Genomic DNA, 11604 nt, shown 5'->3' with positions numbered 1-11604 from the left:
TTGTAACACTTCATCATTCACATTTATTTTCTTGATTACTTCTACTAGTTTTTCTCAAAATAAAAAAGAACAGGTTTCCCCCGTTCTTTTTATTCAACACCAAATAAAACTTTTGCATTTTTAGTTGTCATTTCTGCTACTTCCTCATAAGAAATTCCTTTTAAATTCGCAATTTCTTCTGCTACGAGTTTTACATAACTCGGTTCATTTCGTTTCCCGCGAAATGGATGCGGCGTTAAATAGGGACAATCCGTCTCTATTAACAATTTCTCTAATGGAATCTCCGTAGCAACTTCTTTCGGTTTCTTAGCGTTTTTAAATGTAACTGGTCCACCTAACGAAATTAAAAAGTTCATATCAACACATCGCTCTGCTACTTCTACGCTACCGCTAAAGCAATGCATAATGCCTCCTACTTCAGCTGCATTCTCTTCTTCTAGAATATCGACAATATCTTGAGTTGCATCGCGGTTATGTATAATAATCGGCAAATTTACTTTTTTCGCTAATGCAATTTGTTTACGAAATACTTCTTTCTGTATTTCTTTTGGAGACTTATCCCAGTGATAATCTAAGCCCATTTCTCCAAGTGCAACGACTTTAGGATGAGAAGCAAGTTCTTCTAACCAAGCTAAATGTTCTTCTGTCATGTCGATTGCATCAACTGGATGCCAGCCAACCGCAGCGTAAATAAAATCATAGGCTTCAGCTAATTCCATCGCCTTTTTTATCGTTACTTCATCAAAACCAACAACAACTGTATAAGTAACTCCCGCTTCTTTCATTCGGGCAATAACCTCTTGCAAATCTTCTTCGAATTGCTCTGCATTCAAATGTGAATGTGTATCAAACAACATAATACATAACTCCTTTTATATTGAAATCAAGTTTATTCTACAAAAATAAGTTCTTTAATAACTTAACGATAACAATACTACAATCTTAATGCAAAAATAGAGAGTGTAAAAAGAAAAAAGACGCTTCACACATGTTACACGTGAAACATCTCTTTTCTTGTCTTAATTACTTGATTTTTGTACCATTTGGTAGATTTTGGTCAATTGATGCTAATGACAATACGCCATTCTCTTCACCCGCTAAAATCATACCTTGCGATAATTCACCGCGTAATTTTACAGGTTTTAAGTTTGTTACACAAATAACCTTTTTACCTTTTAAGTCTTCCGGCGAATAGAATTTTGCAATTCCAGAAACAACTTGACGCTTTTCTGTGCCTAAGTCTAGTTGAATTTTTAACAACTTGTCTGCTTTTTTCACAGGTTCAGCAGATAGTACTTCAGCTACGCGTAATTCTACTTTAAAGAAATCATCAATTGTAATTTCTTCTGCCTTCGGTTCTTCTTCTTTTTTCTCTTCTACTTTAGGAGCAGAGCTTTTCATTTGTTCTTTAATGTACTCTACTTCCACTTCCATTTCTAAACGAGGGAAAATTGGGTTTCCTTTTTCTACTTTTGTTCCAGCTGGAATGCAGCCAATTGTAGATAGACTTTCCCAAGATTTATGAGCTTCATCAGTAAGGCCAAGCTGAGCAAACATCTTGCTTGGTGCTACTGTTAAGAATGGCATAAGCATAATACCTGTTTGACGAAGTACTTCTGCTAAATGAGCCATTACAGAAGCTAACTTTTCACGATCATTCTCATCTTTTGCTAATACCCATGGTTGTGTTTCATCAATATATTTATTCGTACGACTAACTAGTTGCCAAATAGATCCTAACGCTACAGAGAACTCCATATTCTCCATTGCTTCTTCTACTTTTTTCAAAGTATCTTGTGCAAACGCTACTAACGTTTCATCAAATTCCGTCACATTTTCTTTAAATGCAGGGATTTCTCCGTTAAAATACTTATCAATCATAGCTACTGTACGATTTAATAAATTACCTAAGTCATTTGCTAAGTCGAAATTAATACGCTCCACAAATCCTTCTGGTGTGAATACACCATCAGATCCAAATGGAACTTCACGAAGTAGGTAATAACGTAATGCATCTAATCCGTAACGATCGATTAATGTAACTGGATCTACTACGTTTCCTTTTGACTTACTCATCTTTCCATCCTTCATTAAAATCCAGCCATGAGCAAAGACTTTCTTCGGAAGAGGTAAATCTAATGCCATTAAAATTATCGGCCAATAAATTGTATGGAAACGAACAATTTCTTTCCCAACTAAATGCACATCTGCAGGCCAGAATTTTTTATATTTCTCTTCATTTGCTGTTCCATAACCTAACGCCGTAATATAATTAGATAGTGCGTCAACCCATACGTAAATAACATGTTTTGGGTTACCAGGAACACGAACTCCCCAGTCAAATGAAGTACGAGAAACCGCTAAATCTTCTAATCCTGGTTTAATAAAATTATTAATCATTTCATTTTTACGAGACTCCGGCTGAATGAAATGTGGATTATCTTCATAGAACTTTAATAGTCTGTCGACATATTTACCCATTCTAAAGAAATAAGATTCTTCACGAACAAGTTCTACATCATGACCACTATCTGGGCTTTTTCCTCCAACTACTTTGTCGCCTTCCATAATTGGATCTACTAATTGATGCTCTGTATAGAACGTCTCATCTTGTACAGAATACCAACCTTCATATTCATCAAGATAAATGTCACCTTGATCTACTAATTGCTTAAAGATTTTTTCGACAACATCTTTATGACGATCTTCAGTTGTACGAATAAAATCATCATAAGAAATATCCATCTTCTCCCAAAGCCCTTTAATTCCTGCAACAATGTTATCAACATATGCCTGTGGCGTAATATTTAACTCTTCTGCTTTCTTTTGGATCTTCTGTCCATGCTCATCAGTTCCTGTTAAATAATGCACATTATAACCTTGCATACGCTTATATCGTGCCATCGCATCTCCTGCTACTGTCGTATAAGCATGTCCAATGTGTAATTTTCCACTTGGATAATAAATTGGGGTAGTAATATAAAAGGACTTATTTTCCTCTGTCATTGTTTTGGACCTCCCGAATAACCTCATATGTATTTATAAACAGTATATCAAAAACTCATATATAAAGTGAAACTTTAATCAGTAGGGTTTTTGTTCCTCCCTACTAATTATTAGCCCACATTAATTGGGCTTTTACGAGCAGCCCAAATCTAACTTATCTTCTTTACGCCAACCTAATTTTAAATTTAGGTCTTAATGCTCGATATCTTTATCATCTATTGCTCATATTTCACAAAAATATACAATCTCCACTTTTAATTTATTATTTTTTCAGAAAATAATGTAAATAATTGTGGAATTTCCTCTCAATCTATTATATATAAGAAATAAGAAATCTATAAATCTTTTTAAAAAATATAGAATTTAAGAATTGACGGAAATGTAAATGATTGGTATCATATGTCCATAGGGTATTTTGTCGAAAAATGACGAATCTAAAAATAGACTCGAAACTTATAAACTATTTATTTAGGAGGAAAAAAATTATGAAATCTACTGGTATTGTTCGTAAAGTTGATGAATTAGGTCGTGTAGTAATTCCAATCGAATTACGCCGTACTTTAGGTATTGCAGAAAAGGACGCTCTTGAAATCTATGTTGATGACGAAAAAATCATCTTAAAGAAATATAAACCAAACATGACTTGCCAAGTAACTGGTGAAGTATCTGACGGTAACCTTTCTTTAGCTGAAGGTAAAATCATCTTAAGCAAAGAAGGCGCTGAGCAAATCTTAAACGAACTTCAAGATTATATCGAAACAGCAAAATAAGCTTCTCAATTATGAGAAGCTTATTTTTTATCGACATGATAGATTTGATATACATCTCTTTTCGACAAATCTCGATCTTTAGCGACTGTTTTAATCGCTTCTTTTGAATTCATACTTTTTTCATTTATATAATATTCAATATGATCATATACCGAAAGAGATTCCCACCATTGTTCTTCTGGAACAGGTTCTTCTGTTGAACCAGCTACTAAAATACAAAACTCACCACGTACTTCATTTTGCTTCGTCCACTCAATTGCTTCTTCGATTGTCCCTCGAATAAATTCCTCAAATTTTTTAGTTAACTCTCGACATAATACAATCTCTCTATTTCCCAACACTTCCTGCATCGAAATTAAAGTATCGTCTAAACGATGAGGCGCTTCATAAAACATCATTGTAGTTTGTACATAACGAAGCTTTTCTAACTCCATCTTTCGTTCCTTTTTGTTTCTCTGCAAGAAACCATAGAAATAAAACTGCTTTGTTTCAAGACCGGATGCAATTAATGCTGTAAGGGCTGCATTTGCTCCAGGAAGCGGAATTACATGATATTGCTCAGCTACTGCCTCAACGACAATATCGTAACCTGGATCAGAAATACACGGCATACCAGCGTCGCTAACAAGTGCTACATTCTTTCCATCCTCTAATTTCTCTAATAGTTTCTTCCCACTTACTTCTTTATTGTGCTCATGATAACTCGTAACAGGTGTTTCAATTTCAAAATAATTACAAAGTTTTTTCGTTTGTCTCGTATCTTCAGCAGCAATTAAATCAACTTCTTTTAAAATTCGGATTGCACGAAATGTCATATCTTCTAGATTTCCAATAGGAGTTGGTACTAAATATAAAACTCCCTTTTCATTTTGTTGAAAGCTTTTTTGTTGCCACATAGCGTTCTCCTTTTTGCATATATGCCTCTTTTTGTTTTCTCGTTAATTGCTTAAAGTAATACTCCGCTTGCATAGCTGTACGCTTATCATCGTGGGTCTCTACATATTTTAAAACAACAGGAAGCCTGACGCGTGTATACTTAGCCCCTTTGCCGCTATTATGAGTCTGAATTCTCTTTTCTATATGGTTTGTATATCCAGCATAATAACTTCCATCAGAGCACTCTACCACATAAAAAAAGTGCTTATTCTTCTCCATATAAAATCGAACGTAGCTCCTTTGTATATTCGTTATTGCTCTCATATACAACGAGAGGCGGTAAAATTTTCAAATCTGCATTTCCATCCTTAATTCCTTCAATTAACAATGTATTTGCTTCTTTTCCAACCTTAGGATAAACAAATTGCACACGCTTTGGTTCAATTTTATATTTACGCATTAATGTGACAATGTCTAGTAATCGCCCTGGACGATGTACAAACGCTACTTTCCCACCTTGTTTTACTAACTGACTACTTACAGATACAACATCTTCTAATGTACACATAATTTCATGACGAGCTATCGCTAAATGTTCATTCATATTTTTCTCTGAAGTTTGAGGTGTTTGAAAATATGGTGGATTACATGTAACAACATCATATTGATGACGCCCAAGTTTCTCTGGCATATCTTTCAAATCTCCATGTATGAGGTGAATTCTTTCCTCCAACCCATTGTATTGAACACTTCTTACTCCCATATCATATAAGCGTTCTTGAATTTCCACCCCAGTAATATTTCCTTTTGTTCTTGTACTTAATAGAAGGGGAACAACCGCGTTACCTGTACACAAATCAAGTAAATTCCCCTTTTGAATTGGTACCCATGCAAAATCTGCAAGTAAAACGGCATCTAAAGAAAAATTAAATACTGATGGGCTTTGTATAATCTTCATGTCTTGTGCTAATAAGTAATCTAAACGTTCATCTTCATATAAATTCATATACTGCTCCTTTTCTTACCCTTAACCTACCCTATTTCATGTATAAAAAATTACCTTTCCAATTATAATTGGAAAGGTAATTTCACTTTTTATTTAAGAATGACAGACAGAATAAACAATCTCCCTCTTTACGTACACTTCCATAATGTAGATTGCAAATATGAAAACCTTCTTGATACAGTCTCGCTAAATTGTCATAGCCTTCACCAATATCTGTTTTCGGCTTCACTTCTTTACGTTTTTGAGTTTTTTGTTTTTCTTTATTCTGCACTTCTTCAAAACGGTGTCGCAAATTGTTATTTTCCATTTTTATATGCTGGTTTTCTTCCAACAACTCTGCAAGATGCTGTTTTAACTCTCCCAACTGTTTATATAAATGTCCAATTTGCTCTTCCATACTAGAAACCGATTCAAAAATATCTTTTTTCTCCACAAGCACCCACCTCATTAATCTGTGGTTTGACTCGAAACGACCCCTTTATTCACTAACTCATCTAACGTATATTCTACTATCCGTTCCTTGTCTACTAGTTCCACTTGAATTAATCTTTCTAAAATATTTAATCCGATAACACGGCCAGTACCATGCGGGGTTTGTATACGTTGATCTAAATCAGGAAGTTGTTCCTTTGCTGCCTCATATTCATCATTCTCATATTTTAAGCAACACATTAAGCGACCACATAAACCAGAGATTTTTGCAGGATTTAATGATAAATTTTGATCCTTTGCCATTTTAATGGATACAGGTTCAAAATCCCCTAAAAAAGTAGAACAACAAAGCATACGACCACATGGACCAATACCACCTAGCATCTTCGCTTCATCACGAACACCAATTTGTCTTAGTTCAATTCTTGTTCTAAAAATTGCGGCTAAGTCCTTCACTAGTTCGCGGAAATCGATCCGACCATCCGCAGTAAAATAGAAAATAATCTTATTACGATCGAATGTATACTCTACATCTACAAGTTTCATATCAAGATTATGCTCTACTACCTTTTGTTGACAGACTTGATATGCTTCTTTGGCAGCATGTTTGTTCTCTTCAACAATGGTACGATCATTTTCATTTGCAATACGAATAACCTTTTTTAGCGGTAATACAACGTCGTTTTCATCAACTTGTTTTTTGGTAATAACTACTTTTCCGTATTCAATACCTCTTACCGTTTCTACAATGACAAACTCATTTTCAGAGATATCGAACTGGTTTGGATCAAAGTAATATACCTTTCCGGCCTTCTTAAAGCGAACACCTACTACATCATACAAAACGGTCATCCCTCCTGCAACCGCAACACTAACTGTTCGAACACAAGCTGCGCATTTACATTAGCGTTGATTCTATTTTTTGCCTCTAATATATTAAAGAGAGCTGATACAATGCGCTTCTGAGCATAGGAAAACGATTCAAACATCTCTTTCTGATCATGAAAAACAAGACGATCTTCTTCTCCAAGTTGAACATATAATAAATCCTTATAAATAAGGAGTAACATATCTAAACCTTGCTGTAATTGTTCTTTCTCTCCAAAGTGTTTTCCCCATTTTTCTTGTACAAAAAAAATAGAGGTTTTATCTTTTTCGAGCGCTTCACATAATTTTATCACTAAAGCTCGTGCTTGTGCAAACCATTCATCACTACATAAAGCTAAAGCTTCATCAAAACTATTTGTAAGTTGAGCAGCAAGTGTCGATAAAGATGCTGTAATCCCTTCATCCTGTAATCTTCTAATTAAAGATTCCGTAGGTAACGGTCTAAACGTAACAACTTGGCAACGAGATAAAATCGTATTTAAAATTTGATGACTTTGTTCAGTAAGTAAAATAGCAGTTGTATCACTACTTGGTTCTTCTAAAAATTTCAAAAGTGTATTTGCCGCATTTGCTGTCATACGATCTGCGTGCTCAATAATATATAATTTTTTATTTGCCTCTAATCCTGTTTTTGAAAACTCTTCTTGTAAATCATGAATTTGCTGCTTTTTAATAGATAATCCGTCTGGTTTTACAATATGTAAGTTAGGGTGGTTACCTGAATCAATTCGCTTACAGTTTGTACATACATGGCAGGGCTCTACCCCATTCCGCTCAGAACAGAGGAAACTCTTTGCCATTTGAATTGCTGTCGCAAACTTTCCTGTCCCTTTCCCTCCCTCTAACAAGTAAGCGTGGGATATACGCTCTTTTGCAATGCTATTCATCAACATTTTTACACCGATGGGTTGTATAGCAGAAAGCTGCTCCCACGTCTTCGTCATAATGCATACCTCACTTATTTCATTCTTTCCTTCTATTATAACAATTTATCTTCTATAATCTGAACAACTTCTTCTATAAGTTTTTCCATCGGCTGATCAGCATTTACCAATACAATACGATCCGAGAAACGTTCTACAACTTGTAAATACCCTTCGCGCACACGTTTATGGAAAGAGATATCTTCCATATCTAGTCGATTTACTTCACGTCCTGCATCTTTTTCAATCCGAGCCAAACCAACCTCAGGCTCAATGTCTAGATAAATTGTTAAACTAGGCATACAGTCCTCTGTTGCGAAACGATTTATTTCAAATACCTTATCCATACCCAATCCTCTTGCATAGCCTTGGTATGCTAAAGAGCTATCTATAAAACGATCACATAACACGAGGTAGTTCTCATTAAGTGCTGGCATAACTTTTTCTACTAAATGTTGTCTGCGCGCAGCAGCATAAAGAAGCGCTTCTGTACGTGCTTCCATCATCGTATATTCTTGTTTATGTAAAATCGTCCTAATGTCCTCAGAAATTGCAATACCGCCTGGTTCCCTTGTCGCCATTACCTTTTGTGCTTTTTTTTCAAAATATGGCAATAAGCTTTTAATTAACGTTGTTTTACCTGAACCTTCTGGGCCCTCAATTGTTACAAATAATCCCTTCATCCTAAAACCTACTTTCTATATCATACACTTTCATATATTTCGTATTACCTTGAAAACGAGCTCCTGCTCTCTCTAAATACATAATTTGCTCTTTATGCTCTGAAGTAATTCTCTCTCCATACATAATCAATGGAATTCCAGGTGGATACGGAATCACCATTTCCGCCGCTATCATTCCAACAGCCTCTTCTATAGATACTATCTTTGTTTCATATCCGTCTAGTTGTTTATACGTATACGGTAAAAGAGAGAATTCACCTTTATAAGTATAACGAATAGATTCCCTCTTGTCTTTCACCTCATAATGTTGCAATGCTACTCGGATCATCTCTATAACCTTCATATATCCCTCATTTACTTGTAAGGGTAAAATAAATAGGACATTGTACGGATCAGCCATCTCTGTATATATACCGACCTTTTCAAATACAGACTGTAATTCGTACCCTGATAACTGACAACGAGTTTGTACGGTGACCTTTAACTCATCTTGCAACGGATATTCTAAAATGGCGATTTGGGGAATAGAACGTAATTGTTCCTTAAATCTTCGTAAAAACTCAACAATTTCACTGTGACCTTCTTCTTTTATACGCGCCATTGTAAAGCGTGCTATATCCAAGGAAGCCATAATTGGATACGATGGACTACTAGATTGTAGCATACTTAAATAAGTAGTAACCTTCTCTTCGTCTACTAAGTGACTATTTATATGTAAATAGGAACCCATTGTCATTGCGGGTAATGTTTTATGTGCAGAATGAACTACAATATCTGCACCATATGTTAATGCTGACTTTGGGAATGGTTCTCCCAAGCACAGATGTGCCCCATGTGCCTCATCTACCAAAACAGGGATTTTATGTGCATGTGCAAAAGCGATGCTTGCCTCTAGATCCATACCCATACCATAATAATTAGGATGCGTTAAAATGAGTGCTTTCGCATTTGGATACTTTTCAATTGCTTTCTTAATAATTTCGTTACGAACTCCCACCGGTACGTTATAAGCTTCATCAATCCATGGATCTAAAAAAATGGGATTTGCTCCCGCAAGTTTTAAAGCATTAATAATTGATTTATGGCAATTTCTTTGTACAAGAACAATATCATGTTCCCCACAACAAGACAAAATCATTGCTAAGTTCCCGACTGTTGAACCATTAATTAAAAAATAGCTCCTCTTTGTATTATAAACTTCAGCCAATAATTGTTGTGCCTCATCTATACATTCAAACGGACTATGCAAATCATCTAGTCCTGCTAACTCAGTTACATCAATAGATAGAATATCTTTAAACTCTCTTATTGCCTCCTGAGGGAAGTTTAAACCATTCTTATGACCTGGAACATGAAAGGATAACGGCCCTCTTTCTTTAAACTCTATTAACGCCTCATATAAAGGCATACGATTTTGATTCATCTACATCTCTTCCTTATTATTCATTCTCTATCTATTATACAGAACAAAAAAAATAATAGGCATATGCCTATTTAAAAATATGATACTTCTAATTTTCGAAGCTGCTTTAAATAATGTATATATTTCGGATCATCTGTCTCTGTATTCACCATATCCTTTTCACATTCATAGCATATTAAATTATTATAAACATATATACCTTCTTTTCTTTTTGTCTCACAAACAATACAAACTTCACTTTGTAATTTCATAGCCTTCCCTCCCTATTTTAGTGAACCTATTTTATACTTCTAATCCTTAACAATTTACAGAAAAATATACACCCATCTCTTATATAATATGATTAACTCTTGGGCAACGTGTTTGTATCACCCTTACTTCTTTCCCGTTCTTTTTAACAATACAAAAAAACACAAATCAAATGACTTGTGTTTTTAGTTGCTTGGCGACGTCCTACTCTCACAGGGACAAGGTCCCAACTACCATCGGCGCTAGAGAGCTTAACTTCCGTGTTCGGTATGGGAACGGGTGTGACCTCTCTGCCATCATCACCAAACTATGAAGGCATATTCCTTCAAAACTAGATAACATTTGCTACATATTATATGGTTAAGTCCTCGATCTATTAGTATTCGTCAGCTCCACATGTCACCATGCTTCCACCTCGAACCTATCAACCTGATCATCTTTCAGGGATCTTACTAGCTTACGCTATGGGAAATCTCATCTTGAGGGGGGCTTCATGCTTAGATGCTTTCAGCACTTATCCCTTCCGCACATAGCTACCCAGCTATGCCCTTGGCAGAACAACTGGTACACCAGCGGTGCGTCCATCCCGGTCCTCTCGTACTAAGGACAGCTCCTCTCAAATTTCCTACGCCCACGACGGATAGGGACCGAACTGTCTCACGACGTTCTGAACCCAGCTCGCGTACCGCTTTAATGGGCGAACAGCCCAACCCTTGGGACCGACTACAGCCCCAGGATGCGATGAGCCGACATCGAGGTGCCAAACCTCCCCGTCGATGTGGACTCTTGGGGGAGATAAGCCTGTTATCCCCGGGGTAGCTTTTATCCGTTGAGCGATGGCCCTTCCATGCGGAACCACCGGATCACTAAGCCCGACTTTCGTCCCTGCTCGACTTGTAGGTCTCGCAGTCAAGCTCCCTTATGCCTTTGCACTCTACGAATGATTTCCAACCATTCTGAGGGAACCTTTGGGCGCCTCCGTTACACTTTAGGAGGCGACCGCCCCAGTCAAACTGCCCACCTGACACTGTCTCCCGGGTCGATAAGACCCGTAGGTTAGAATTTCAATACAGTCAGGGCGGTATCCCACCAGCGCCTCCACCGAAGCTAGCGCTCCGGTTTCAATGGCTCCCGCCTATCCTGTACAAACTGTACCAAAATTCAATATCAGGCTACAGTAAAGCTCCACGGGGTCTTTCCGTCCTGTCGCGGGTAACCTGCATCTTCACAGGTACTATAATTTCACCGAGTCTCTGGTTGAGACAGTGCCCAAATCGTTACACCTTTCGTGCGGGTCGGAACTTACCCGACAAGGAATTTCGCTACCTTAGGACCGTTATAGTTACGG

General features: G+C 36.6%; 12 protein-coding genes and 2 rRNA genes (1 of these 14 running past the window's edge). 1 reads left to right on the top strand and 13 read right to left on the bottom strand.

Translation table 11 applies throughout. The features are described from left to right. Positions 1–89: 89 nt before the first annotated feature. On the bottom strand, positions 90–857 hold the full coding sequence (locus tag ACXKY9_RS00230; protein ID WP_000895843.1) for a TatD family hydrolase: 768 nt from the start codon (positions 855–857) through the stop codon (positions 90–92). A 166-nt stretch (positions 858–1023) separates the two neighbouring features. Next, the gene (metG, locus tag ACXKY9_RS00225; protein ID WP_000134142.1) at positions 1024–3006 is read right to left on the bottom strand and encodes a methionine--tRNA ligase; all 1983 of its coding nucleotides are present in this window, start codon (positions 3004–3006) and stop codon (positions 1024–1026) included. A gap of 485 nt (positions 3007–3491) precedes the next feature. Between metG and abrB the strand changes: the two genes are divergently transcribed. Beyond that, the gene (gene abrB / locus ACXKY9_RS00220; protein WP_000843036.1) at positions 3492–3776 is read left to right on the top strand and encodes a transition state genes transcriptional regulator AbrB; all 285 of its coding nucleotides are present in this window, start codon (positions 3492–3494) and stop codon (positions 3774–3776) included. 20 nt (positions 3777–3796) lie between these two features. Here abrB and rsmI read toward each other — a convergent pair whose 3' ends face one another. The 11 genes from rsmI to ACXKY9_RS00165 all read right to left on the bottom strand — a co-directional run. Next, complete coding sequence (gene rsmI, locus ACXKY9_RS00215; RefSeq protein WP_000267822.1) at positions 3797–4672, bottom strand: 16S rRNA (cytidine(1402)-2'-O)-methyltransferase; 876 nt, start codon at positions 4670–4672, stop codon at positions 3797–3799. Beyond that, positions 4641–4931, bottom strand: a complete 291-nt coding sequence (locus tag ACXKY9_RS00210; RefSeq protein WP_000414350.1) for a GIY-YIG nuclease family protein — start codon at positions 4929–4931, stop codon at positions 4641–4643. The genes rsmI and ACXKY9_RS00210 overlap by 32 nt, the downstream gene beginning before the upstream one ends. Then, positions 4918–5658 carry a tRNA1(Val) (adenine(37)-N6)-methyltransferase gene (locus ACXKY9_RS00205; RefSeq protein ID WP_001055369.1) on the bottom strand — a complete coding sequence of 247 codons (741 nt, stop codon included), beginning with the start codon at positions 5656–5658 and terminating at the stop codon, positions 4918–4920. The genes ACXKY9_RS00210 and ACXKY9_RS00205 overlap by 14 nt, the downstream gene beginning before the upstream one ends. Before the next feature lie 82 nt (positions 5659–5740). Next, complete coding sequence (yabA, locus tag ACXKY9_RS00200; protein ID WP_000412063.1) at positions 5741–6091, bottom strand: DNA replication initiation control protein YabA; 351 nt, start codon at positions 6089–6091, stop codon at positions 5741–5743. 14 nt (positions 6092–6105) lie between these two features. Beyond that, positions 6106–6933, bottom strand: a complete 828-nt coding sequence (locus ACXKY9_RS00195; protein ID WP_000272429.1) for a PSP1 domain-containing protein — start codon at positions 6931–6933, stop codon at positions 6106–6108. Positions 6934–6938: 5 nt separating this feature from the next. Then, complete coding sequence (gene holB, locus ACXKY9_RS00190; RefSeq protein ID WP_000169563.1) at positions 6939–7922, bottom strand: DNA polymerase III subunit delta'; 984 nt, start codon at positions 7920–7922, stop codon at positions 6939–6941. A 35-nt stretch (positions 7923–7957) separates the two neighbouring features. Then, positions 7958–8584 (bottom strand): dTMP kinase, encoded by a 627-nt coding sequence (gene tmk / locus ACXKY9_RS00185; RefSeq protein ID WP_000677214.1) that lies wholly within the window; start codon positions 8582–8584, stop codon positions 7958–7960. Position 8585: 1 nt separating this feature from the next. Next, positions 8586–10007, bottom strand: coding sequence for an aminotransferase class I/II-fold pyridoxal phosphate-dependent enzyme (locus ACXKY9_RS00180; RefSeq protein ID WP_001075296.1), 1422 nt, complete (start codon positions 10005–10007; stop codon positions 8586–8588). Positions 10008–10078: 71 nt separating this feature from the next. Next, the gene (locus ACXKY9_RS00175; protein WP_000776279.1) at positions 10079–10258 is read right to left on the bottom strand and encodes a sigma factor G inhibitor Gin; all 180 of its coding nucleotides are present in this window, start codon (positions 10256–10258) and stop codon (positions 10079–10081) included. Between the two features lie 189 nt (positions 10259–10447). Beyond that, positions 10448–10563 (bottom strand): 5S ribosomal RNA (rrf, locus tag ACXKY9_RS00170). A gap of 49 nt (positions 10564–10612) precedes the next feature. After that, positions 10613–11604, bottom strand: a 23S ribosomal RNA gene (locus ACXKY9_RS00165) (it continues 1930 nt past the right edge of the window).

It is taken from the genome of Bacillus sp. 2175, from assembly GCF_057812155.1.
The sequence above is the reverse complement of the archived record's forward strand: the minus strand, read 5'-3'. Positions and strand labels throughout refer to the sequence as shown.